Source organism: Hydrogenovibrio sp. JE_KL2, assembly GCF_009296185.1.
Classification (GTDB): domain Bacteria; phylum Pseudomonadota; class Gammaproteobacteria; order Thiomicrospirales; family Thiomicrospiraceae; genus Hydrogenovibrio.
Genome location: NZ_WBJR01000005.1, coordinates 18,338 through 42,865, shown reverse-complemented (window position 1 = coordinate 42,865; position 24,528 = coordinate 18,338). Strand labels below are relative to the sequence as shown.

Sequence of the window (24,528 nt, the reverse complement as noted above, 5' to 3'; positions counted from 1 at the left end):
ATGAAAATCGCAATCATTGGTGCCATGGAGCAAGAAGTGAGCTTGCTTCGCTCTAAAATCCAAAACCTGACCACGGAGTCTCATGGTGGGTTCGAGTACTCGCTTGGTCAAATTGACAGCAAAGAAGTTATTCTTTTGAAATCCGGTATCGGAAAAGTCAATGCCGCTATTGGCACAGCTCTGCTCATCAAGCTCTATGAGCCCAATTACGTTATCAACACCGGATCAGCCGGCGGGTTTCATGCCGATTTGAACGTGGGCGATATCGTTATCAGTCAGGCGGTGTGCCACCATGATGTTGATGTCACCCCTTTTGGTTACGAACTTGGGCAAGTTCCCGGTTCTCCGGCTTGCTTCTTACCTGCACCCAACCTGGTAGAAATTGCGAAAAACAGCATTGAAACCCTTGGAGAGGTCTCACATATGCATGGTCTGATTGCTACAGGGGATCGCTTCATGCATCACCCTGAAGACGTCGAAAAGACACGCGCTGCATTTCCAGACATGATTGCATGCGAGATGGAAGCGGCAGCCATTGCGCAAACCTGCCATGCATTTGAGGTACCTTTTGTGATTATCCGCTCACTATCAGACATTGCCGGTAAAGAAAATGCGGTGACCTTTGAACAATATCTGGACAAAGCCGCGACGCATTCCGCCAAACTGATTCTCGAAATGCTAAAGGAAATTCACTAAAAATCTACCAGGTTGGGGGGCATCATCTCACCCCCAACCTGGTAGATTTTATTGCAATTGCGCGCCTTGAAGTTCTCGCATAAAGGTTTCAAGATTCCCCACCTCTTGCGCATAGCGCATAATCACCCCTAGCAACGCTTGATCTTCTTGTTTGGAAGCAATGCGCGCAGCCAGCTGAATATCTTTGTCCGTGACGCCCCCTTGGAAAGCATTCATTTCCAATAATGCGGCAACCATACCGAGATTCTGCAACAAGCAAGCAGCCTGCAAAGGCTTGACGGGCTCACCTTCTGCATCTCTGGCAACTTCTTGCTGGGGCGACACAAAGTGCTCCTGCACCAGCACCTTAGTCATCCAATAATTCATTTCCGGTGCTTCTTGGCTTTCCAGCACATTCATGAAAATTTCATTCGGATCCAGCCGATGCTTTTGAATCAACGTCTGAACAATTTTGGCAAAAGGCTCTCTGCTTTGAATATCAAGATTTAAAAGATTCATCATCTATCTCTTCTTTCATTGGTTTCACACCATTATACCGTCTGCGCGGCGGCAAATCCTGATGACCATGCCCATTGGAAGTTATAGCCCCCCAATTGCCCGGTCACATCCAAGACTTCCCCGATAAAATACAACCCGGGCTGATGCTTAACTTGGCAATCTTTAGAATGAATGCCATCAACGTTTACGCCACCCAGCGTCACTTCAGCCTTATCGTAGCCGGCAGTGTCGGCAGGATACAACGCCCAGTGCGTTAAAAGATGGGCATAATTCTTCAAGGTTTCATGTGAAACTTCAGCCAAACGTTCAGGCATAGGAAAGTGGCTCAACCAAGCTTGAGTGAATTTTTTCGGCCAAAACCGATTGAGCCATTTATGAAAATGCAGGTTTTGTTCTTTCAAAGCGACCAATTCATCAAATACATTCAGCTTTGGCAGAAGGTTGATTTCAATGCCCTGACCGGGCTGCCAATAGTTGGAAATCTGCAAAATACCCGGACCGCTTAACCCTTGATGCGTAAAAAGTACCGCCTCTTCAAAGCTCGGTGCTTTACTTTTGTTGTCCGCAGACAACACACTCACTCGAACATCCAGTGCCACCCCACTTAACTGCTGACAAAAAGTTAGCCACTTATTATCGAAAACCAGTGGAACCAGCCCGGGACGAGTATCATTGATGGTCAAGCCGAATTGCTTCGCCAACTTATACCCCAAATCAGTGGCTTTTAGCTTTGGGAACGACAAGGCTCCCGTCGCCACCACCAAAGATTGGCACTGAATCACGCCACTAGATGTTAAAACCAAATACCCTTGTTGATCAGACAGTGCCGAGATTTGTTGAACCTGAACACCGAGCTCAAGCTCTACACCTGCCCAATCACACTCCGTTCGCAAAATCTGAATCAAGTCTCCAGCACGATGCAAACAAAACAATTTGCCCAATTCACGAGCTTCATACTCAAGGCCATGGCGATCGACTAAATCAATAAAATCTTGTGGTTTATAGCGTGCCAATGCACTTTTAACAAAGTGCGGGTTTTCACAAATATAGTTGTTTGGTGAGGCGTTGATATTGGTGAAATTGCACTTGCCACCACCAGAAATACGCACCTTCGCAGCCGCCTTGGGTGCATGGTCAAGCACCAACACAGAACGACCACGGTAACCTGCTTGTGCTGCGCACATTAAGCCTGAAGCGCCGGCGCCAATAATGACGACATCAAATTGTCTGGTAGTGTTTGTCACAAAATATATATCGAAAGGGGTAAGTTCATACTGCCATCAACTATCTATACGATGACTTCAAACGGATGTTTCCGAAGTTCAGCTTCCTTTTTCAGCACTTCAAGACCTTCTACCGCCAGTGCCTTAACGCCTTCAACCCCCATTTCAATACTACGATTGCCATTCTCGGAAATCGTCGGCAGACTGAACAACCTTAGATCGGGAAAACGCGCTTCAAAAGATTCCATAAACTCAACCCATTCCGACTCCTGACCGTCAATCAGGCGAATTGAAAGCTCAATTCTCGGCTCGTGCTGCCAATCGGTATAGTAGGTGTTCAATACCCAACTCATCATGGGTTGAGCCATCATCGGAAAACCGGGCATAAAATAATGTTCGTTAATGGAAAATCCAGGAACGCGGTTAAAGAAATTGGGAATGATGGCGGAACCCTTTGGGTACTCGCCCATGTGAATGCGTTGAGGGTAGGCATCGGCACCAAACTGTGCTTCAATTTCGGCGACGGCCTCTGGGTGGCGCTCTAAAGGCAAGCCTAATGCCGCCGCCGCACTTTGCCGCGTACGGTCATCTGGCGTTGCACCAATACCACCGAAGCAAAAGACAACATCTCCCGTGGCAAAACTCTCTTTTAAGGTTTGCACCAAAAAGTCAGCATGATCGCCAACTATCTTCACCCAACTAATCGCCAGACCTCTCGGCTTCAACAACTCATTGGCTTGTTTAAGATGCTTATCTTGTCTTTTGCCGGATAGGATTTCATCACCGATAATGATTAACCCAATCTTTTTCGACATACCCATCACCCAGTTCTTCAAAATGCAATCAAAATGGCTTGGCATAAATGCCACAACCCTCTTTATTCTAAACATTTTTTATGATGAAAATGAGAAAAGCGAAAAAACTTCTAACGTCAATTAGAGCAACCTAAGACTGCAACGGAAACTCAAGCACCATGCCTTCTGTCAGCGCTTTAGGCTGCCAGTCGGACAAAATCGCTTCTGCTTCTGACATCACTTTCTCTTTTTTGAATGGCGGCAAGTGTGTGAGATAGAGTCTTGGCTGACCATTAAGCTTTGCCAGATCTTCAGACAGGGATTGCGGATAATAGTGTTTGGCAGCTTCACTGATGACACTTTCACAGGCCAAATACTGATCGTCGACAATCAGTAAATCGACTGGAGAATACTGGTTTAACGCTTGCCAAAACAAATCATTTCGTGCACAGTCCCCGGTGAAAGCAAAACTTCCTGACTGATCAGAAACTCTAAACCCAACCGTCGGTACGGTATGCTCTGCGGGCAAAACCTGAATATCCAAGCCATCAAGTTTTAACGCATCTCCAACCTCAATGGTTTTAAATCTGAGCGCAGGTTTTTCTTTTGACGGAATCTTAGAAAAGTCCGGCCAAATGACACCGTTAAAAATATGATTTTTTAGGGCATCAATTGTGTGCTGAAGCGCAAACACTTCTACGGTATGCTTCATCTCACCAATGATCGTGTTCAGCAAGAAGGGTAGATTACAAATATGATCCAAATGGCTATGAGTTAACAATACATAGCGGATATTGTGCATCTGCTGATGGGTTAAACGGCTGGAACCCGTTCCCGCGTCTATCAGAATAGATTCTCCCAGCAAAAACGATGTCGTACCACTCTCCGGGGAAATACCTCCGCTAGCGCCTAGTATTGTTAATTTCATTTTTATAATTATCCACTATTTAGTGCGTTATGGAAAAATCACCACATAAATGATAGTGATTATCACGTATAATTTATCGTCTTTTTGGTATAAATACAACACCTTCCTCACAGGCAAATCCTGACTTTTCATTTTACAAAGTCAACCAAATGTGACAAACTTATTTTCAGCTATTTCTTGCTATTAGAAATATTAATCGGTGCACCAAATAGAGCTTCAACATGGACACGTCACTTTTAGACAAGATCAGCCAATTAAACCGTATCGGGATGGCTTTGTCCGCTCAAACCGACATTGCGGCGCTGTTATCTGAAATTTTAACCAGCGCACAGCAACTTACCGGCGCCGACGGCGGAACTTTCTATCGTGTTATTAACGGCTCGCAACTGTCGTTCGACGTCGTGCAAAATACTAGCCTAAACATTGCCATGGGCGGCTCTCATCCAACGCCGGTCCCCTTTCCCGCAATACCGCTCAAGCTAAGCGACGGCAAAGAAAACCTCTCGGCCATTGCATCCTATGTTGCGAATAAAGGAGAAACCGTCAACATCGAAGATATTTACTTTGCTGACGAGTTCGATTTTTCCGGTGCTTTGAAGTTCGACCAAACCGTCAACTACAGAACAAAATCCATGCTGACCGTTCCTTTGAAGAATGCCGACCAAGAAGTCATCGGCGTGCTACAACTAATCAATTCAACGGATGAAAATGGCGACTCTATCGCTTTTTCCAGCGAATCAGAAAGCCTCGCCAAGTCACTAGCCTCACAAGCTTCCGTTGCCTTGATTAACCGTCAACTTATTGAAGAACATAAACAACTATTTGAATCTTTTACAAAACTGGTCGCGGACGCCATCGATAAAAAATCCCCTTACACGGGTAAACATTGTCAAAGAGTTCCCGTCATTACAATGATGCTTGCCGAAGCGGCAAACAAGACCAACCACGGTCCATTCAAGAATTTTTACATGAATGATTCGGAACAGTTTGAGCTGGAAACCGCTGCTTGGCTCCATGACTGCGGCAAACTCACGACGCCAGATTACATCATGGACAAGTCAACCAAGCTTGAAACCAAATATGACCGAATCGAGCTGATTAGAACCCGACTTAACCTTAAGGCTCATCAGAACCTTCTTTTGATGGAGGATACCTCTCCTGAAGCGTTGAGCTACCAAAGACAAGCCTATCAAGCGATTTTCAAACAACTCGCACGAATTAATTCGATGGAATTCTTAACGGAGGAAGACAAATTATTCCTTGAGAATTTATCCAAAGAAACCTATGTCTCATTGGAAGGTGAGGTCTTACCTCTGATTTCGGAAGATGAATTCATTAATTTGACGATTCCGAAAGGCACTCTGACCGACGTCGAACGAGAAAAAATGCAAGACCATGCCGCCATGTCGATTTCCATGCTGAGTGTTCTGCCATTCCCGAAAGAGCTGAAAAATGTCCCCGAATACGCAGGCGGTCACCATGAACGAATGGATGGTAAAGGCTACCCGAACCAACTGACAAAAGAACAACTCTCCATTCCTGCTCGCATGATGGGTATAGCCGATATTTTCGAAGCCTTATCCGCGGGTGATCGCCCATATAAAAAGGCAAAAAAACTTTCAGAAAGCTTAAAAATTCTTGGCTTCCTGAAACTGGAAGGGCACATTGACCCCGACCTGTTTGATCTCTTTGTGGAGCAAGAGGTGTATATGGATTATGCTAAAAAGTATCTACACCCTGAACAAATTGATGAAGTCATCAAATCAAACATTCCGGGGTACGAAGGGCAATAAACCGAATGTTTCAGCAATAAAAAAAGGCGCTTAAAAAAGCGCCTTTTTTATTAACCCAATCTAAATGGTTTATTGGAATGCAATATTCACACCGACGTTAACATTGCTGTCCATATGTTGAGTATGCTTGTCAAACTCGACACTCAAGTTTCTATACCCAACATAAGCCACCGCACTTGGTAAAATGCGCGCTTCTAAACGTACATCAGCCTGAGTTGCATTTTTTACCTTACCAAATGAAGTTATCGGCGGCGCATACAGCCAGTCAGCACCGACTGCCATCGGCAATTCCGTCGGCAACCAATAACGGCCATTAACACCTAGCATAACGCCGTATCCACTATTATTTGAAGAATGGTCATCTGCATAGAAAACTTTACCTGCAACGCCCAGTTCAAGATTTTCGTTATTCGCCATTCCCTTACGACTAATGCTACCAAAAATATCGGCAAACTTGTCGCCATCACGATTGAAGAAATAATTTACACCCAGGTTTGTTAGCTCCTGTGCGGATTCTCTTAAAGAATATACACCAACATTTGCCGTATCATTCGATAGCGACAAATCCATACCCAAATGCCCATCGTAATCCTGAGCATGAGCTTGCAATGACAACACACCTAAAGAAGCAGCAATTAATGTTCTCTTGATTGAGATTAAATTCATTTTTCTACAGCCTTTTTCACATCCTGTATCTGGTCAACAACGCCTGACATTTTATCACCAGTCTGTTGAATGGTTTCATTTGTCTCCTGCGCTTTATTCAATAACTTGTTGACGGTATCACGGCTATCAAACCAGTTAAATGCAATCGACAAAACGCCAAATATGACCAAAATTATCAATAAAAATAGTTTGTTCATGATTCTACCCTCTTCCCTCTACTGAGACGCTTGAGAATTATTGACTTTATCTATGTATTGAAGCGTCGCGTTTATGATAGCTTTTGCAATGTCTGCTGTAAATGCATTCATTGCCTGTTTTCTTGCATCAGAGACAGATTTTTCCATCGCAGGGTATTCTTTACTCACACTGGCAAAAGTTGAACCTTTGTCATCGACCATTTCGGCATCAGCAACTAAAGATATTTTTTGTTTACCTTGTTCAACGCCACCATCGTCAAACTCTAGAAAATATTTGATAATCATGTCCGGTTTACGCACTGAAACCGGCACACCTTGCTCAATCAAAGTTTTTTGTAAATAAGGCTCAAACGGTTTAGAGTCTGTAGTGGTTGCTTGCATATTGACCATCAATGAATCGAATTTGCGCGTTATATACGTGTTCATTAAATTTGCGAGCTCATCAGAATCCAGCTTCACAGGCTTCTTCAAAAAGCCACTCAGCGCATCTCGAAGCCTCTGACGTTTTTCCAACGTTGGCAGTGCTGGAAGGACTGATAGTAACTGCGTCAAATCAGAACCTCTTTCGCTCACATGAATAAAATCCTTCAGCCTTTTGTCTGTTGCCAGTAATTCATCGCCCAAGGAAGTCGCAATCTCTTTTTTAGTCAACTGAGCCCAAACGCTGATTTCCTTCGAGGTCTTATTTTCATAAGTCGCGACCGCTTTGGGTTTAGCAAAATTCAACATCCCCATACGATTACGGATTTCTGTTCGAATTTTGCGTTCCAACTCACCATAACTCTGCTCATCCGATGACATTTTTTTCAAGTAACGCGATTCAATATCTGCGCTCACTTGCTGACGGATTTTATTGGATGCTAAAGACAAGGCTAAGGCTTTTGCCTGCTGAATATCGCCATTAATCGAAACCGTCACAACTTTATCGTAGCTAGCATCGGAATGTGGCGCCTTCGTCACCCAATCTGGAATGGCGGTAGCAGAAACTTTTTCTTGTCCTTCTGAAGCCTTCACTGCTGGCATTTGAGAGCATCCTGCAAGGTTTAATACAAGCAAAGCACCGGAAAACAGAAGTACGTAATGGAGGAATCTAGTCTGATGTGCGTTCATGGCAAACTTACCTTCAAATGATTAATGGAGCCTATAATAGGTATAATTTGTTCTATATCATAACGGATAAATACGTAAAGTTGCCCGTTTTTATCCTTGTTTTTTGGAATGACGCTTCGCGCTACGCCAAAATCGCACCCTAAACCGTTCAGGATGACAGGCATCGGCTAAAAACATCGGTAAAACCTGAGTACTTCCCAGTATATCGGCAGCAATCATTTCCGCCGCCAAAAACACTGACATCAAGCCTCTTGCACCATGACCATTCGAGACAAACAACCCTGTTTGATATTTCTGAGAAGGATAACGAAACACCGCATGGGTATGGGATTGGCTATAGTAAGCTTCTTTCACCCAAGCTGAATCCGCCATGGCGCCGACGATGGGCAAATGATCCGGCGTTGTTGGCCGAAACCCGATTTTACCTTGCATCAGGTCCAAGTGCTCTATGGGGGCAACCTGTAGGGCATCTGTCAATTGCGTGATATTTTCTTCATGGGATGCGTCTGACATATCAAAAGATCGATCCGGCGCTTCAAACGTTGCACCCGTCACCCCGGCAATCCATTTTCCCGTCAATTTATCCTGCTGTAAACGGCATGGACAAGTATATCCTTTATGGGTGACCGCCATTTTCGGCAACTCAACCTGATCTTCCACACTGAAATGCGACACCTGTCCTTTCACTGGACGAATCGGCAACCCAAACTGGTCATTTAAGTCATCGCTGAGCGCGCCGGTGCAGAGTACAACCACATCCGCTTTGAGTGCCTGTTTATCCGTCAAAATCTGCCAGGTTGGGGGTAATGATGACGATGCTTCATCCTGAATCAATTGTTCCACGGAATGCTGCCAATGAACGGTAATATTTTCGTGCGACAGACACTTCTTCACCACTGATTGAGGCTCTATCCACCCGCCCTTTGGAAAGAAAGCGCCGGCATAGTCCGTTTTCATTCCCAGCATTTCACTCGCCTGCTCGGCATCACACCAAACCGCAAAATCTTCCGGCAAGCCTACCCGCCTGAAAGCATCCTGCAAGCGCTGCAACTGAGTTTGATCCACCGCCAACTGCATCAACCCATCCAAGCTCCCTTGAACTTCTCCGGCTTCAAGCCAGGGCTGAAGCCATTTCAGGGTGGTTTCAAAGCCTTTTAGATAAAATTCGCTGCGTAGGTTCCAGTCCGCTGTTACCAATGGGTGCACTGCACCAGCCAGGTTAGCCGAAGCCTGCTCGGCGTTATGGGAAGGGTGCTCCCAATCAGGTTCTGGTTGCGCGTCCAGCACCGTAACGCGCATCCCCATGTTCGCCAATTGATAGGCCACAGGGGCACCTGATAATCCTGCCCCGACCACACAGACATTTAAATTGGAAGCATTTTGCAATGGCGGTACTCGACTAAACCACGGCCATTTTGGAGAATATGACCGTTCATGCAACAGCTTGCCAAAGCACAATTCTCTTTTTTGACCGAACCCAACGTCTTTCTTGACGTCAAAACCGGCTGCTTCCAGCCCTCTTCTAACATGACCGGCCGCAGTAAAAGTGGCAAAAGTGGTTTCGAGATGGCTCAGACGAGCCATTTGTTTGTAGAGTTCCGGCTGCCACATGTCCGGGTTACGGGATGGCGTGAAACCATCCAAATACCAAGCATCGACTTTCAGGTTAAACTCCGGCATGCCTTTCAGCACATCGCCAAACCAAAGCGTCAAACGTACTTGACCTTCAAAGAGCCAGACATCATGCCAGCCCGGTAAACGTAATGGGTAGCGCTCAATCAGCAGATCAGATAATTCCGACAACACGGGAAAAGCCGCATGTGCCTGACGCAAGTCTTCAGCTGAAAGCGGATATTTTTCAAAAGAAATGAAATGTAGATTCGGCGCAGACTGAACTTGAGCCATTTGCAGCCAATGCAATAAGGTCGTGAGAAAGTTCAGCCCAGTACCAAAGCCGGTTTCCGCAATACAAAACGACCCCAACCTGGCAGATTTTTGTGCGGATGAAGCCATTGCTGAAAGACGTTCGGCAATAAGGTTGTGCTGAAGAAAAATATAGTCGGCTTCCGCCAACCCGCTGTCAGTGGAATAATAAAAATCATCAAACTGCGCTGAATAGGGCGTTTGGTTTTCACCCCATTCAATCTGTGCTTGCGGATTGATTGCTTCAGCGGCCATTTATTTTTTCGACAGTTTAAAGTTTTTCTAGCTTGGCAAAAGCCGTCACCAGCCACTTCAAACCCGCATGCTTGAAGTTGACCTGAACGCGTGCATGATCGCCAGCACCTTCGGTATCAATCACCATACCCTCACCGAATTTCTGGTGAAACACGCGTGAACCAACCGCATAACCCGTTTCTTCAATCTTAGCAGCAAACGGCGTAGCGCCATAACGACCAAAACTTTCACCAGAAACGCCATGATTTGAATTGGTGAGACGAACCGCCTCCAAACATTCTGGCGGAATCTCTTTAATAAAACGCGATGGTTGCGGATAAAACTCGTTGCCATGCATGCGGCGGCGGCTTGCATAAGTAATCACCAACTGCTGTTCCGCACGGGTGATACCCACATAGGCCAAGCGACGCTCTTCTTCCATACGCAATGCATCTTCCTGAGATTGTTGCGATGGAAACAGCCCTTCTTCCAAGCCAATCATAAATACCAGCGGAAACTCCAATCCCTTGGCAGAATGCAGCGTCATAAGCTGAACTGAAGACTCCCAGTGATCTGCCTGTTGCTCACCGGCTTCTAACGCGGCTTCGGCGAGAAACTCTGCCAGCGCGGATTCAAATGCCGGCATTTCTATTCCCTCAGCCCTCGCCAGTTCTTCCGCCTCACTCTCGATCCAAGGCGCCGATTGTGGCGTGTCATCATTGATGTCTTCATTCGCCTGCAATACATTTCTGGGCTTGAACTGGCTGACCGCGTTAATCAACTCATCAATGTTCTCGAGTCGGCTTTGCCCCTGTTCGGACTTATCTTTTTCAAAAAACAACTGCAAACCGGAACGCGAAACCACTTTGATGACGATATCTTTTAAGTCCTGCCCTTCGCAGGCTTCTGTCAGATCATCAATCAAGTTAAGAAACCCTGAAACCGCTGTTTTGGCGCGCGCCGTAAACACACTATCACTCAACTCTGCCGCCGCTTGCCATAATGAAACCTGTTGCAACTTTGCTGTTTCTCGAATCTGATCAGCCGTCTTGTTGCCGATGCCTCGTGGAGGATGGTTATAAACCCGTTCAAATGCCGCATCATCATCTCGATTGACAATCAAACGCAGGTAAGCCAATACATCTTTGATTTCCGCGCGATCATAGAAGCGCAACCCGCCATAAACGCGATAAGGAATCTTCGCTTGTAACAACGCCTGTTCAATTACGCGGGATTGTGCGTTGGATCGGTACAACACGGCCACATCGCCGCGACTACCGCCTTGCTGTTCCCAAGCTTCTATTTGGTTGCACAGATAGCGCGCCTCATCCAACTCATTGAACGCTTCATAAAGCTTGATCGGCTGCCCTTCATCACCCGCGCTCCACAGGTTTTTACCCATACGCTCCAGGTTATGGGAAATCAGATGATTCGCCGCCTTGAGGATGGTACCTGTCGAACGATAGTTCTGTTCCAATCGCACCGTTTTCACATCGGAAAAATCGGCATCAAACTGACGAATATTCTCGATTTTCGCGCCACGCCAGCCGTAAATCGACTGATCGTCATCCCCAACGATAAAGAGCTTGCCTCGCGCGCCGGCAAGCACACGCAGCCAGGCATATTGCAAGGTATTGGTATCCTGAAACTCATCAACCAATATATGTTGATAACGTGCCTGATAATGTGCCAGCACTTCCGGGTTCTTTAACCAGAGTTCATGTGCACGCAGCAACAGTTCGGCAAAATCCACCAGACCGGCTCTTTGGCACTGTTCTTCATAGGCTCGGTAAATCTGAACCATCTTGGCGACAAAGGGGTTATGCCCGGCATCAATATGGTGTGGGCGGCGACCTTCTTCTTTTTCGCTATTGATAAAAGCTTGAACTTGCTTGTGCGGCCACTGAGCTTCATCCAGCTCCATCGCTTTCAACAAGCGCTTGATGACACGTTTTTGATCGTCCGAATCCAAAATCTGAAAAGATTGCGGTAAGCCGACTTCACGATAATGGGTTCTCAATAAACGATAGGCGATACCATGAAAAGTCCCCATCGTCAGCCCTTGGGCCTGCGTTCCTATCAAAGCTTCAACCCTTGAGCGCATTTCACTGGCAGCCTTGTTGGTAAAGGTCACCGCAAGAATATTATAGGGCGATAGCTTCATGACTTCCGTCAGCCACGCAATACGGTGCACAAGAACTCGGGTTTTACCACTTCCTGCACCGGCAAGAATCAGGGCATGTTGATTGTCGACGGTAACAGCTTCGCGTTGCGCATCGTTGAGGTCTTCGATAATGTAAGCAATATCCATTGTTTTCAGAGCGGGCTTTATTTGAGGAATTCGTATTAAAAGTCGAGATTTTCGCAACATTATAACAATACCAACTTTAAAGCGCGGTTAAATCCAGGCAAACTCAAACTAGGGTTTCGGAAAAACTCTTACAAAATTGTCACAATTTTTTACTTGCACTTTTTAAATAAACAATGTAATAATGGCAAAAATTTCGTATACCGCGCCTACTTTTAAGGTGCATCCACAAGCTAATTTCTTGTCGGCACTGACACCTCTTCATAGGTTTTAAACCCCTTTTCGATGAATGAAAAATGAATGTTAACTGTCAGGCCGTACAAATAAATTTATAAACATTTAGGAGTTCAAAAAGTATGAGCGATCATATTATTGCAACTAGCGACGCAAACTTTGAAAGCGAAGTTCTTCAATCAGATGTTCCAGTTCTTGTTGATTTCTGGGCTGAGTGGTGTGGACCATGTAAAATGATTGCACCGATCCTTGACGAAGTAGCTGCTGAATATGCAGGTAAAGTCAAAATCGCTAAACTAAACATCGATGAGAATCCATCTACACCACCAAAATACGGTGTACGTGGAATCCCAACACTTGTTTTGTTCAAAAACGGTGAAGTTGATGCGACTCAAGTCGGCGCATTGTCTAAATCTCAACTAAGTGCATTTTTAGACGACAACCTATAATCCATTTCGTGCGCTCTGACCTTACAGAGCGCACAATACCTCTTCACCTCAACCCCTATACAACTTATCTTCACTAAAACACTAGAACAACTATGAATTTAACTGATTTAAAAAAAATGTCCGTCTCCGCGTTATTGGATCTTGCCTCTGAAAAAGGCTTGGAAAACTTAGCGCGTTTAAAGAAACAAGATATTATCTTTGCTATTTTGAAATCTCATTCCAAAAGTGGTGAAGATATTTATGGCGAAGGGGTATTAGAAATCCTACCTGATGGTTTTGGTTTCTTACGTACCGCCGATGGTTCTTACCTAGCAGGTCCTGATGATCTTTATGTTTCGCCTAGCCAAATCCGTCGTTTCGGTTTGCGCAAAGGGGACACCATCCAAGGTAAAATCCGCCCACCGAAAGAAGGTGAGCGCTATTTTGCTTTGTTGAAAGTTGAAAAAATCAACTTTGAAGACCCTGACGTAGCACGTAAGAAGATTGCCTTCGAAAACTTGACCCCACTTCATGCGCAAGAGCGTTTGAAAATGGAAATGGGTAATGGCTCAACCGAAGATATTACAACTCGTATTATTGATATCGCAGCGCCTTTCGGTAAAGGGCAGCGTGGTTTGATTGTTGCACCGCCAAAATCTGGTAAGACCGTGATTTTGCAGCAAATCGCGCAATCCATTGCTGAAAACCATCCAGAATGTTACCTCATCGTTCTACTGATTGATGAACGTCCTGAAGAGGTTACCGAGATGGAAAGAACCGTTAAAGGTGAAGTTATCTCTTCAACCTTTGACGAACCAGCAACTCGCCACGTGCAAGTAGCAGAAATGGTTATCGAAAAAGCCAAGCGATTGGTTGAGCATAAAACCGACGTGGTGATTCTTTTGGATTCCATCACGCGTTTGGCTCGTGCCTACAACACGGTGACACCGGCTTCCGGGAAAATCCTATCTGGTGGTGTTGATGCGAATGCCTTGCATCGTCCAAAACGTTTCTTCGGTGCGGCTCGTAATATCGAAGAAGGTGGTTCTCTGACGATTATCGCGACAGCGTTGGTCGATACTGGTTCTAAGATGGATGAAGTAATCTTTGAAGAATTCAAAGGTACCGGTAACATGGAACTACATCTATCGAGAAACATCGCAGAGAAGCGTACCTTCCCAGCGATCAACATCGAGAAATCCGGTACGCGTAAAGAAGAACTGCTGACCACACCGGAAGAGTATCAAAATATTTGGGTACTTCGTCGTTTCTTACATGGCTTGAACAACGAAATCGAAGCTATCGAAACTTTGATCGATCAGATGAAAGTAACAAAAACCAACGAAGAGCTCTTTATGGCAATGAAGCGATAGGACAATTGTCCTCTGCAAGCGGGTTTTAAAAACTTTTACAGTTTGAGTGAAATTCGCTTGCATTTTATGGATTTATCTCTATAATTTCGCTTTCTTTTTTTAAATATTAACGAATGGACCGTCATCATGAAAGCAGGCATTCATCCAGATTACAACGAAGTCGTTTTCCAAGACATCTCTACTGGAGAAACATTTTTGACTCGTTCTACGATTCAGAAGACTTCTGGCGAGACCATTACTCTAGACGGTAAAGAATACCCACTAGTTCGTGTTGAAGTATCTAGTGCTTCTCACCCTTTCTACACAGGTAAACAAACACTTGTGGATACTGAAGGGCGTGTTGAAAAATTCCGTCAAAAGTACGGTATGCGCAAATAAGCGATTTTCGAATCGACTTCTCAAAAAAGCCGCTTAAACGCGGCTTTTTTATTTTCTAGCCTTTCTCATTCATGCTCTTTTCAAGTTTTGTTTCTTTTTTTGGTTTATGCTTTGCTTATTAAAACCTCAACCAAGTAACCCTAATCAGAATATAACGATTTGGAAACGGAATGATGCTTAAAAATTTCTTCACCCCCATTGTAATTGGTTTCGGCAGCCTACTGCTCAGCACCCAAACTTTCGCAGCGGATGATTTCATTTCCGATTGCACCCCCGCCAAAATAGATGTTTGGACCAAAGCCACCTATGCACTCAGCGGAGATTCATTAAATATTGATAACCGCGTCTTCAAACTGATCGGCATCAAAGCACCACAAATCGAAAAAAAACAAAAGTTTTATATGAGAGGTCAGCCGCTGGCAAAAGAAGCTCAAGACAAGCTTAACCGTATCCTTGCCAATCATGATATGGAAGTCGGTATTGAATACGATCAGAAAAAAATTGATGGTTTTAATCGTGGCCTAGCTCACCTTTATGTAAAAGAAAATGGTAAACCCGTGAGCGTTGAACGCTTAATGCTGGAATCCGGCTATGTACTCGCCAACTCAGAAACACCGAATTTTTTACACCAGAAGTGCTACTACGCTGCTGAAAACCGTGCCAGAGCGCAAGGCGTGGCTTTATGGAAAATGGCAAAGGACTATCCAGACCTTCACTACCCTATTGCCATATCGAGTCAAATCAACACCCAGGACGAAGGGTTTCATATCTACAAGGGCAAAATCATTCTGGTCGAAAAAAGCTCAAAGCACTATATTCTAAATATGGATACCACAGGTATTCGTGTACGTAAGGACAACTGGAAGAACTTTGATTATGACCGACTCAAGTCCTTGGAAGGACAAACCATCGAAGTGCGCGGTAGCGGGTTCTTATATAAAGGCGCGATGTTCGTGGTGATCAGTTCACCGAATGCGATCAACAAGCTAAATCCTGCAAATTAAATCTCTCGCGGATTACGTAGATTTTTCACTTAGGCAAGGTCTCACAAAATCCGTTAAAATATGCCTTTTTATTTGAAAGGGACACTCAACCATGGCGGAATTGCAAAATGATCGCTTTTTACGCGCGCTTTTGAAACAACCTGTCGACCGCACGCCTGTTTGGATGATGCGCCAAGCAGGGCGTTATTTGCCAGAATACCGCGAAACCCGTAAACAAGCAGGCTCTTTTATGGACTTGTGCCGTAATAAAGAGCTTGCGTGCGAGGTGACATTGCAGCCGCTGGAGCGTTATCCTTTGGATGCCGCTATCCTGTTCTCCGACATCTTGACTATCCCTGATGCAATGGGCTTAGGCTTGCGTTTTGAAACTGGGGAAGGTCCTATTTTCGACAAGCCTGTCAGAACCATGTCTGATGCGAAAAAACTTTTTGTCCCGGACATGGCATCGGACTTGGGTTACGTTATGGATGCGGTCAGCACCATCCGTGCTGCACTGAATGGTCGCGTGCCGCTAATTGGGTTCTCTGGTAGCCCATGGACTTTGGCAACTTACATGGTTGAAGGCGGCTCCAGCAAAACCTATTCAAAAATCAAAGCCATGATGTATGACGAACCCAAAACACTACATCATATCCTTGATGTGCTTGCGGACTCGGTCATCGCTTATTTGAATGCACAAATCGAATCCGGTGCTCAGGCCGTTCAAATATTTGATACTTGGGGCGGTGTTTTAACACCTAGAGACTATAAAGAATTTTCTCTACGTTACATGGCAAAAATCGTAGATGGCCTGAAGCGTGAAAACGAAGGCAAAAAAGTGCCGGTCATTCTATTTACCAAGGGCGGCGGACAATGGCTTGAAGCCATGGCAGAAACAGGCTGTGATGCGCTTGGATTGGATTGGACAACTGATATTGACGATGCGCGCGCGCGCGTTGGCGACAAGGTTGCACTACAAGGTAATATGGACCCAAGCATCCTTTATGCATCACCTGAGCGCATCCGCCAGGAAGTGGCGACCATTTTGGAAAAATACGGCCAGGGTTCTGGACATGTGTTCAACTTGGGTCACGGTATTCACCCTGAAGTCGATCCTGCTCATGCAGGCGCCTTTATTCAGGCTGTTACCGAGTTAAGTCCACAGTACCATAAGTAATCGCGGATTCTCAGCGATAAAAAAGCCCGATTTAATCGGGCTTTTTTGTTTGGTTCGAAAACAGATTACTCAACCAGTTTCAGGCTTTCGGTGAACTGCATCGCCTCCAAGTACATTTGAGAGATTTCACTCGGCGTCAGACCATCCGGCAATTCAAAGTCCATTTTACTGGCCTCCATCGCCTTCACGGCTTTTAATGCACGTCCCAAAGAACCCGTTCCCTTTATCAAAGCCTCTTTGATTTTGGCGTCAAAGTTAAGTTCAGACAACAACTCAGCCAAAGGTTGATCCATCAGTGCATCTAAAGTCGAAAACAACCCAACGGTGAAATAACTATCTTTATTGAAATCGCCGACTTTGTCTCCGACCAACTCGCAAAACTTTGCACGGATAAGCGACATCACAAACAGCTCAGACGGCTTATCATCAATATTAGACAAGACCAGCACACTCGCCCAACTTTGCAAACGCTTCAAGCCAAATCTCAGCACCGCGTCATGAATAGAAGAAATCTGATGGTTGCCACCTGACATAGACGCCATTTTCAGTAATTTCTGGCTCATCGACAAATCTTGGCTGATGATTTCACTCAGCTTACTCATATCGATATCAGGATCATAAACGCTCGACAGCAACCTCAACACCGGTACCTTATTCGCAGGCAAACTTTTGCCTTCAATGATTTTTGGTCGTGAGAAAAAATAACCTTGGAAATAATCAAAACCAAGCTTTTTGCAGAAATCGAACTGTTCACGCGTCTCTACTTTTTCCGCTAACAGTTTCACGCCCTTTTCTTTCATCTTCGGCAAGTTTTCAACCAGTTTTTTAGGACCGGCTTCAAGGATGTCTACCTTGACAATATCAGCATAATCCTCAAAAGCTTCCGCACTCGGTTGGAAGATATAATCGTCCAAGGCAATGGTAAAACCTTCTTCCCTCAACTTTTTGATTGCAGCCAGAACTTCAGGGGTAGGTTCTATATTCTCCAACACCTCGATAACGACTTGCTTTCTGGGAAAAAAAGGTCTGTTTTCTCTTAACAAAAGCCCTTCGGTAAAGTTGATAAACGCCTTACGTTCACCAACGACATTGGACAACCCCATGTCACCAAAAAGGTTCATAATTACCTGAGCCGTCGCACTGTCTCCACCGATAACTTTGGCTCTGTTCTCTTCTGCACAGGCTCTGAATAGCAATTCATATGCATAAACCCGCATATTGGCGTCGAATATAGGTTGCCGCCCAATGTAGATGTTATTCAATTTATCCATGTACGCCTTATTCCTTACATTACCATTTCATCATAATCCCATTTCCAGAGAAATGGTATAGACGCCATGATAATTCTTAGAGACTTAAAACATTATTTCACAGCGTTGAATTCTTCCGGCATATCGACATCTTCACCGGTAAATAAGAACTTTTGCATCTCCTCTTTTAGGAAACTTTGCGCCTTAGGATCCAAGCTTGAAAGGCGATATTCATTAATCAAAATCGTTTGGTGTGCCAACCATTGCTTCCATGCTTCTTTTGAAACATTTTCAAAAATCTTGTTACCCAGCTCTCCCGGAAAAGGCGGAAAATCCAATCCTTCCAGCTCTTCACCCATTTTTACGCAGTTGACGATTCTTGACATGTTTGCTCTCCGTTTTTTCTATTAGTTTTCGAATTGGCGCGGGCAATCCCATCGCCAACGCCTGTGGTAAATTCATCCATTGACCCGCCAGCCCCCACACCTTGGCATCCACCTCAATCTTTCTAGGTTGAATGATGAGATGGTAGTGAGTAAAGCTATGCTTGAATTCAGGCAACGCCTCCAGCGAACCGACTTGCTCACCTGCTTGAGGCAAAATAGCGTTTAGCTGCGCGTCATTATCAAACTGGGGCAGGCTCCACAAGCCTCCCCAAATACCGGTTTGAGGACGTTTCTGCAAAAAAATCCGTTCTCCATCCAGTGCCATCAGCATCACGACTTGCCGTGTTGGCTTTTGTGTTTTCGGTTTTGAAACAGGGTAAGCAGTGACCTTATCGGCTTTCAGCGCTTGGCAGTCGGCCTTTACCGGACATTCACGACACAAAGGTCGAGTCCGACGGCAAATCGTCGCCCCCAAATCCATAATCGCCTGTGTATAGTCATCCGCTCGTTCAGTTTGCATCAAGTCTTCTGCTCTATGCCACAGCTTCGTCTCTGTTTGCTTTTCCCCCGGCCATTGGTCAATCGCATCATAACGACTCAGCACACGTTTGACATTGCCATCCAGAATCGCATATTTCTGTTTAAAGGCAATAGAGAGAATCGCAGCGGCCGTTGAGCGCCCGATTCCCGGCAAAGCGACAATCTCATCAAAACAATTGGGAAACTCGCCGCCATGCTCAGTTACGATAATTCGTGCCGCTTTATGTAGGTTTCGCCCTCGCGCGTAATAACCTAAGCCTGACCAATGCGACAGCACATCATCCTGCGAAGCTGCCGCCAAATCCTGTACTGTTGGAAATGCCGACATAAAGCGTTCAAAGTATGGAATCACCGTTTGCACTTGCGTTTGTTGCAACATGATTTCGGAAACCCAAACCCGATAAGGCGACTTAGGATGTTGCCAAGGCAAATCATGACGACCGGAAACATCAAACCACGCCAATAGGAGATCGGCAAAACGGCTGGACTGACTCTGCGATTGTGCGTTGTTGACTTGCATGAACTGACCTTCCACCAATTTCAATACCCGGCATTCGACAGGGTTTTTATCTAAGGGTTTTTGATATAATGGCGCTACTTAATTTTTACTGACTATTGTAACTGACAAAGATGAATGAAGACAGCCTAAGCCCGACCGATTCGGAAGCAACAGCAGCAAACGAACAAGATACCCCACATAAGCGCAGAATCAAAAGTTTTGTATTGCGACAAGGTCGCTTGTCTCAGGCACAACAGAATGCCATTGATGCTTACTGGCCAGAATTCGGACTAGAACTTAAGCCAGAGCTGCTTGATTTGACGGCACTGTTTGGTCGTGAAGCAGACACGATTATCGAAATCGGTTTCGGCATGGGCAACAGCCTTGCCGCCATGGCAGAAGCCAACCCCGACAAAAACTATATTGGGATAGAAGTGCACCGTCCAGGCGTTGGCGCATTGCTAAAGTTGGTGGGTGAAAAAGGATTAACCAATGTACGTGTCTTCAATGACGACGCCATTGAAGTGCTTGCCCAACGCATTCCCAAAAACAGCTTGTCAGGCGTTTATCTGTTCTTCCCAGACCCATGGCACAAGACCAAACACAAAAAGCGACGTATCCTACAGGAAGCTTTTGCCAAAACCATCGCTTCACATCTGAAAGTTGGCGGACATTTCCACATGGCAACGGATTGGGAAGATTACGCTGAACAGATGATGCAAGTTATGTCACAAGCAGAAGATTACCGCAACATTTCTGGTGAAGGACAATTCACGCCTCGCCCGGACTACCGCCCTCTGACCAAGTTTGAGCAACGTGGTCATCGTCTAGGTCACGGTGTTTGGGATCTGATCTTTGAAAAGCTAGATCTCTAATCTCAACTCAAAGCGAGTTTGACCCCCAACCTGGTAGATTTTGCTTAAAATCTGCCAGGTTGGGGGTATTAGATTACTTCGCAAACAACTGCTGCAAGCCGTTCAACAACTTCTGCTGATTCGCAGGCGAGTTCAGTAAACGTTTCATATCCACCGACCATTGAATCTGATTCAACGGGCCTTTGAGCACCACAGGCACTTCTATGCCCTTCAGGCTGCTTAAGTTTCCAGGTGGTTTTTGATAGGTTGTGAAAAGCTTGGCACCAATTTGACCCTTGGGTAAATTGAGCTGCCCGACACAAATACTGCTGAAACGCTCACTATTGAGATTACATTTTCTGAAATCCAACGTGCCTTTCTTGATCTCACCTTCAAACGTCAGTTTATCGAATTGCGTTTTATCTGCCGGTTTTGACCCTTCACCGGCCAATAGTTTATTCAAGTCAAACCCTGTCACACTACCGGAAGTCACTCGCGTCTCCAGATGACCGTTCATATTCTGCCTTAGCAAATAAGCATTCACCCCCTGAGTTTGGAAATCAAACCAGGTATTAAAATCGCCACTCAAGTCTGAATAATGCCAACCGTCTGTCAGGAAAGGTTTCAGCGCAATCTGCTCCATTTTGCCCGACCATTCATAGCTCGGCGTTTTACTATCAACATTGATCATCAGTTTTGACGACAAATGTCCTTGATACATATCCGCATCCAAAGGTGCAATATCAATGCGCCCCTTGTCCGCCAACAGGGTCAGATTACCCTGGTCGAATTTGAGTCCCCAGGACTGGAAGTTCTTAAAGGTCAACTGCCCCTCTGCATGGAGTTTTTTCAAGGTCTTCACCGGAAGACCAATCGGCAAGAAAGTCTCTTTTTCTGGCGATTGTGTTGATTGTTCCGAGACGCTTGATGCTGCTTTATCGGCAGGCGCATCCGTGGTTTTCTTTTCCACGGCCTTGCTGGTTTTGTCTTTATAAGCACGATAGGCTTCAAGGTTGAGGTCATTCACCGCCAAGTCAAAGTGTAGCTCAGGGACATCATTGCCCGCTTGCGCCCGTGTAAAGAGCTTACCTTTGATTTGCGAGCCATCCAAATTCATGTCTAGGTTATCAACCATTAACTGTTCTGGGGTTTGTTCCCAATCCAAGCTTAAAGACAATTTGGTCAAAGCATTCTTATCGACAAAATCCGGTAATGCAATTCCTGCATGACGAAGCCATTTCTTAAGTTGGATATTCTTCGACGTCAGCTGCCCCTTCATATAAGGGGAAGCGCCATAATTGCCCGTCATGCTCAGTTTTACAAAACTTTCCAATGACGACAAGGTGGCATCCTGAACACTCAATTGTTTGGTCGCTTGGTTCCAAGCCAGTAGCTTACCGCTGGTTTCCATTTGCACCAAAGGCACTTTCATATCCCTTGGCAATCTCATCACCGCATTGCCCTGCCAGTCTGAAAATTGCCAATCACTCAAGTCTGCGCTTATCTTGAGTTTTTGAGTAAGTTTCACATGGAACTTGGCCGGTGATTGCCCGCTGGCATAGTCAAATTCGGTAATCACGTTAATCAAATGATCCGGCCGCACATCAAATGCCATCACATCGAAATCTCTCAAACGATAGCTTTTATTGGCTCGCTCATTAATCCAGTTGATTTTCGCATTTTGCGAAATCAAGGTTTTCAACTGCCAGCGATGGCTCGTTTTCTGAACACTTGGCGCATCCACAACATGCAACAGCTTCGCATTGGCTTCAGGGATATAGGCAACATTTCGATAACCTTGGCGAATGGACTTCATTTCCAATCCGGCAATCTTCTGGAAGTAATGCCAGTTGGTTTTGCCTTGTGCATTGGTGATCAGGTTGATGACTGGTCGCTCGACCTCCAACCCTTTGATCGACAAGTGGCGATGGATAAATAAGTCCCACAGCGACAACTCCATTTCCACTGCTTGGATTTGCGCCAAATCGTCTTTGGCAGCAAACCCTTCTGGGTTTTTGATATTTAATTCGTGAATAGACAGTACAAAAGGAATCACTGAAACTTTTACATCACCCGAAATTTCGAGTTTTTGTCCGGTTCTATCGAAGAATTCCTTTTCTATTGCGGGCTTGTACTGGTTAAAGTCTACAAAGTGCATCGCCCCCCAAAAGCCCAAAAAAATCAGCAATGGAAGTATCAAAAACACCATAAACAGGCGTCTGAACCATTTGAAGAATGGGTGCTTATCGGCGTAACGTTGATTCAGATATCCTTTGACGCAGGCAATCTTATCGCCCGCTTCACAAGCTTCAGCATCGCTTATCTCAGTCGCTTCCATCTTTGCCAATTTTTTTTCGTTTTCGCTTTCTTGCGCCATGTTTGCCTCAAATCTTTGCATTGAACACCTCTCATCAACCTAGAGAGGTGTTCTCGTGACCGCTAATCTATTAGAACTAATCTAACAAAAAAGCCTGTAATACATCGTTTAGAAATCGTTGACCTTCTGCGGTCAGTTTCAAAGTATCTTCGCTTGGTGCTAACCATTGCTTTTCCGTCAACTTTTCCAGTTGCGCCGAAATCTTTTGCTGTGATAGACCGGTTCTTAATGAAAAATATTCCAATGGAACGCCATCCTGTAAACGTAGAGCGTTCAACATAAATTCAAAAACCGCATCTTCATCACTGACTTCCGTTGTTTTACCCATCTTTCCATCGGTGATCATCTGAATATAACCACCCGGAGACGCTGGCATCTGTGTGCGCCAGATCTTGCCCTGAGGGGCGTCCGTAATTTTGCCATGAGCGCCCGCACCTAAACCGATGTAATCACCAAACTGCCAGTAGTTCAAATTGTGACTACACTGATGTCTTGGTTGTGCATAGGCGGAAACTTCATAATGATGATACCCTGCATTTCTTAAAGTTTTCTGACAGGCCAACTGCATTTCCCAAGCTAGGTCTTCTTCCGGCAAAACCGGCGGATTTTTATAGAAGGGCGTATTAGGCTCAAGCGTCAGTTGGTAATGCGATAGATGCGGCGGTGCCAGCGAAATCGCTGTTTCAACATCTGCCATCGCCTCCCCAAGCGTTTGGTTGGGAAGTGCAAACATCAAGTCGAGATTGAAGTTTTCAAAGCCCGCAGCTTTAGCCGCCTCTACGGCTCGGTAAGCTTCATCAGAGGAATGAATCCTACCTAGGGTGTTCAGTTTTTCGTCATCGAAGCTTTGTATGCCCATTGACAATCGATTGACCCCAACCTGGCGGAATCCTGCAAATTTCTCGAAATCCACAGTGCCGGGATTGGCCTCCAACGTGATTTCAATCTCTGGGGAAAACCCCAATAACGCTCTTAGCTGTGAAAGAAAGCTGTCCAGTCCAGCTTCGGAAATCAAACTGGGCGTGCCACCCCCGAAAAAGATCGATTGAATCGGACGTCCCCATATACTGGGCAAAGTCTGCTCCAGTTGGCGAATCATTGCCGCAAGATAAGCCTGTTCCTGGTTTTTTCCGAGCGTATGCGAGTTGAAATCACAATAAGGACACTTCTGGATACACCAAGGGTAATGCACATACAGGCTGAGTGGCAAAGGTTGGGTAAAGTTCAAACGACACCTCTAATCTGAACAAAATTTAGAGGCTAATTTTAACGGATTTACTGCGAATGAATGCTTGAGAATGAGCGCAGGTCGGTTAAGAATCTGAAAATAACTGGGCGCCATTGCGCCCGGTTAGCATGGTAACAAGATCTGGCTCTGCAATCTTTAAATCTAGTTATGCCGTGGTATTGATGTTATTACCAAGATTTGGCGGCAACCCTTGGGTAGAAGGGGTTGCGGAAGGCAAAGATTCAATCAACGCCAATGCGCCTTGCGATTGCATATCCATCGACTTTTTCAACATCGAAATCTGTGCTGCTTGCTGCGCCTGACCTTGCTGCATGGTCATTGCCATGGAGACCGCTTGGTTAGGTGAAATATCCATAATTCTCTCCTTCGAGACCAAAGTCAAAACATTAAAAACAGACCTTAGCAAATATAATATCGGCAGACTTGATTG

Annotated in this window: 23 protein-coding genes; 8 read left to right on the top strand and 15 right to left on the bottom strand. The window is 45.3% G+C overall.

The window, feature by feature from the left end:
- Positions 1 to 696 carry a 5'-methylthioadenosine/S-adenosylhomocysteine nucleosidase gene (gene mtnN / locus F8R13_RS09165; RefSeq protein ID WP_152833858.1) on the top strand — a complete coding sequence of 232 codons (696 nt, stop codon included), beginning with the start codon at positions 1 to 3 and terminating at the stop codon, positions 694 to 696.
- A gap of 48 nt (positions 697 to 744) precedes the next feature.
- Here mtnN and F8R13_RS09160 read toward each other — a convergent pair whose 3' ends face one another.
- From F8R13_RS09160 to F8R13_RS09145, 4 genes are all read right to left on the bottom strand, one after another.
- Positions 745 to 1,197: a hypothetical protein gene (locus F8R13_RS09160; RefSeq protein WP_253806412.1), complete on the bottom strand. Its 453-nt coding sequence runs from the start codon at positions 1,195 to 1,197 to the stop codon at positions 745 to 747.
- 29 nt (positions 1,198 to 1,226) lie between these two features.
- Positions 1,227 to 2,438: an NAD(P)/FAD-dependent oxidoreductase gene (locus tag F8R13_RS09155; protein ID WP_371414936.1), complete on the bottom strand. Its 1,212-nt coding sequence runs from the start codon at positions 2,436 to 2,438 to the stop codon at positions 1,227 to 1,229.
- Positions 2,439 to 2,482: 44 nt separating this feature from the next.
- Positions 2,483 to 3,232, bottom strand: a complete 750-nt coding sequence (locus F8R13_RS09150) for a molybdopterin-binding protein (RefSeq protein ID WP_152833856.1) — start codon at positions 3,230 to 3,232, stop codon at positions 2,483 to 2,485.
- A 130-nt stretch (positions 3,233 to 3,362) separates the two neighbouring features.
- Positions 3,363 to 4,139, bottom strand: a complete 777-nt coding sequence (locus F8R13_RS09145; protein WP_152833854.1) for a 3',5'-cyclic-nucleotide phosphodiesterase — start codon at positions 4,137 to 4,139, stop codon at positions 3,363 to 3,365.
- A gap of 221 nt (positions 4,140 to 4,360) precedes the next feature.
- Between F8R13_RS09145 and F8R13_RS09140 the strand changes: the two genes are divergently transcribed.
- Positions 4,361 to 5,932: an HD family phosphohydrolase gene (locus tag F8R13_RS09140; RefSeq protein WP_152833852.1), complete on the top strand. Its 1,572-nt coding sequence runs from the start codon at positions 4,361 to 4,363 to the stop codon at positions 5,930 to 5,932.
- A 69-nt stretch (positions 5,933 to 6,001) separates the two neighbouring features.
- On the opposite strand, the gene F8R13_RS09135 is transcribed toward F8R13_RS09140, so the two are convergent.
- The 5 genes from F8R13_RS09135 to uvrD all read right to left on the bottom strand — a co-directional run bounded on the left by F8R13_RS09135 (position 6,002) and on the right by uvrD (position 12,373).
- A complete protein-coding gene (locus F8R13_RS09135) occupies positions 6,002 to 6,598 on the bottom strand; it encodes a YfaZ family outer membrane protein (RefSeq protein ID WP_152833850.1) in 597 nt (198 codons plus the stop codon).
- Positions 6,595 to 6,795, bottom strand: a complete 201-nt coding sequence (locus F8R13_RS09130) for a hypothetical protein (RefSeq protein ID WP_152833848.1) — start codon at positions 6,793 to 6,795, stop codon at positions 6,595 to 6,597. Before F8R13_RS09130 ends, F8R13_RS09135 begins: the two co-directional genes overlap by 4 nt.
- 18 nt (positions 6,796 to 6,813) lie before the next feature.
- Positions 6,814 to 7,905 (bottom strand): hypothetical protein, encoded by a 1,092-nt coding sequence (locus F8R13_RS09125; RefSeq protein WP_216642620.1) that lies wholly within the window; start codon positions 7,903 to 7,905, stop codon positions 6,814 to 6,816.
- A 90-nt stretch (positions 7,906 to 7,995) separates the two neighbouring features.
- Complete coding sequence (gene mnmC / locus F8R13_RS09120; protein WP_152833844.1) at positions 7,996 to 10,083, bottom strand: bifunctional tRNA (5-methylaminomethyl-2-thiouridine)(34)-methyltransferase MnmD/FAD-dependent 5-carboxymethylaminomethyl-2-thiouridine(34) oxidoreductase MnmC; 2,088 nt, start codon at positions 10,081 to 10,083, stop codon at positions 7,996 to 7,998.
- Positions 10,084 to 10,099: 16 nt separating this feature from the next.
- The gene (uvrD, locus tag F8R13_RS09115) at positions 10,100 to 12,373 is read right to left on the bottom strand and encodes a DNA helicase II (RefSeq protein WP_152833842.1); all 2,274 of its coding nucleotides are present in this window, start codon (positions 12,371 to 12,373) and stop codon (positions 10,100 to 10,102) included.
- Positions 12,374 to 12,726: 353 nt separating this feature from the next.
- Between uvrD and trxA the strand changes: the two genes are divergently transcribed.
- The 5 genes from trxA (at position 12,727) to hemE (ending at position 16,943) form a co-directional block, all read left to right on the top strand.
- Positions 12,727 to 13,053 carry a thioredoxin TrxA gene (gene trxA, locus F8R13_RS09110; protein ID WP_029911179.1) on the top strand — a complete coding sequence of 109 codons (327 nt, stop codon included), beginning with the start codon at positions 12,727 to 12,729 and terminating at the stop codon, positions 13,051 to 13,053.
- Positions 13,054 to 13,145: 92 nt separating this feature from the next.
- A complete protein-coding gene (gene rho, locus F8R13_RS09105) occupies positions 13,146 to 14,405 on the top strand; it encodes a transcription termination factor Rho (protein ID WP_029911182.1) in 1,260 nt (419 codons plus the stop codon).
- Between the two features lie 126 nt (positions 14,406 to 14,531).
- Positions 14,532 to 14,783, top strand: a complete 252-nt coding sequence (locus F8R13_RS09100; RefSeq protein ID WP_029911185.1) for a type B 50S ribosomal protein L31 — start codon at positions 14,532 to 14,534, stop codon at positions 14,781 to 14,783.
- 170 nt (positions 14,784 to 14,953) lie between these two features.
- Positions 14,954 to 15,787 (top strand): thermonuclease family protein, encoded by an 834-nt coding sequence (locus tag F8R13_RS09095; RefSeq protein WP_253806411.1) that lies wholly within the window; start codon positions 14,954 to 14,956, stop codon positions 15,785 to 15,787.
- A 91-nt stretch (positions 15,788 to 15,878) separates the two neighbouring features.
- Positions 15,879 to 16,943 (top strand): uroporphyrinogen decarboxylase, encoded by a 1,065-nt coding sequence (hemE, locus tag F8R13_RS09090; RefSeq protein ID WP_152833840.1) that lies wholly within the window; start codon positions 15,879 to 15,881, stop codon positions 16,941 to 16,943.
- A gap of 65 nt (positions 16,944 to 17,008) precedes the next feature.
- Here the strand turns inward: hemE and F8R13_RS09085 are convergent, their stop codons facing one another.
- The 3 genes from F8R13_RS09085 to mutY all read right to left on the bottom strand — a co-directional run bounded on the left by F8R13_RS09085 (position 17,009) and on the right by mutY (position 19,639).
- Entirely contained in the window at positions 17,009 to 18,214 is a 1,206-nt protein-coding gene (locus F8R13_RS09085; protein WP_152833838.1) for an EAL and HDOD domain-containing protein, read from the bottom strand.
- A gap of 92 nt (positions 18,215 to 18,306) precedes the next feature.
- Complete coding sequence (locus F8R13_RS09080; protein WP_152833836.1) at positions 18,307 to 18,579, bottom strand: oxidative damage protection protein; 273 nt, start codon at positions 18,577 to 18,579, stop codon at positions 18,307 to 18,309.
- Positions 18,545 to 19,639 carry an A/G-specific adenine glycosylase gene (gene mutY / locus F8R13_RS09075; protein ID WP_152833835.1) on the bottom strand — a complete coding sequence of 365 codons (1,095 nt, stop codon included), beginning with the start codon at positions 19,637 to 19,639 and terminating at the stop codon, positions 18,545 to 18,547. Before mutY ends, F8R13_RS09080 begins: the two co-directional genes overlap by 35 nt.
- Before the next feature lie 110 nt (positions 19,640 to 19,749).
- Here mutY and trmB point away from each other — a divergent pair, with 110 nt between their 5' ends.
- Positions 19,750 to 20,493, top strand: coding sequence for a tRNA (guanosine(46)-N7)-methyltransferase TrmB (gene trmB / locus F8R13_RS09070; RefSeq protein ID WP_152833832.1), 744 nt, complete (start codon positions 19,750 to 19,752; stop codon positions 20,491 to 20,493).
- Between the two features lie 73 nt (positions 20,494 to 20,566).
- Here the strand turns inward: trmB and F8R13_RS09065 are convergent, their stop codons facing one another.
- The 3 genes from F8R13_RS09065 to F8R13_RS09055 all read right to left on the bottom strand — a co-directional run bounded on the left by F8R13_RS09065 (position 20,567) and on the right by F8R13_RS09055 (position 24,453).
- Positions 20,567 to 22,870, bottom strand: a complete 2,304-nt coding sequence (locus F8R13_RS09065; protein WP_152833830.1) for an AsmA family protein — start codon at positions 22,868 to 22,870, stop codon at positions 20,567 to 20,569.
- 55 nt (positions 22,871 to 22,925) lie between these two features.
- Complete coding sequence (hemW, locus tag F8R13_RS09060; RefSeq protein ID WP_152833828.1) at positions 22,926 to 24,077, bottom strand: radical SAM family heme chaperone HemW; 1,152 nt, start codon at positions 24,075 to 24,077, stop codon at positions 22,926 to 22,928.
- A gap of 166 nt (positions 24,078 to 24,243) precedes the next feature.
- The gene (locus tag F8R13_RS09055) at positions 24,244 to 24,453 is read right to left on the bottom strand and encodes a YjfB family protein (RefSeq protein WP_216642619.1); all 210 of its coding nucleotides are present in this window, start codon (positions 24,451 to 24,453) and stop codon (positions 24,244 to 24,246) included.
- Positions 24,454 to 24,528: the final 75 nt, after the last annotated feature.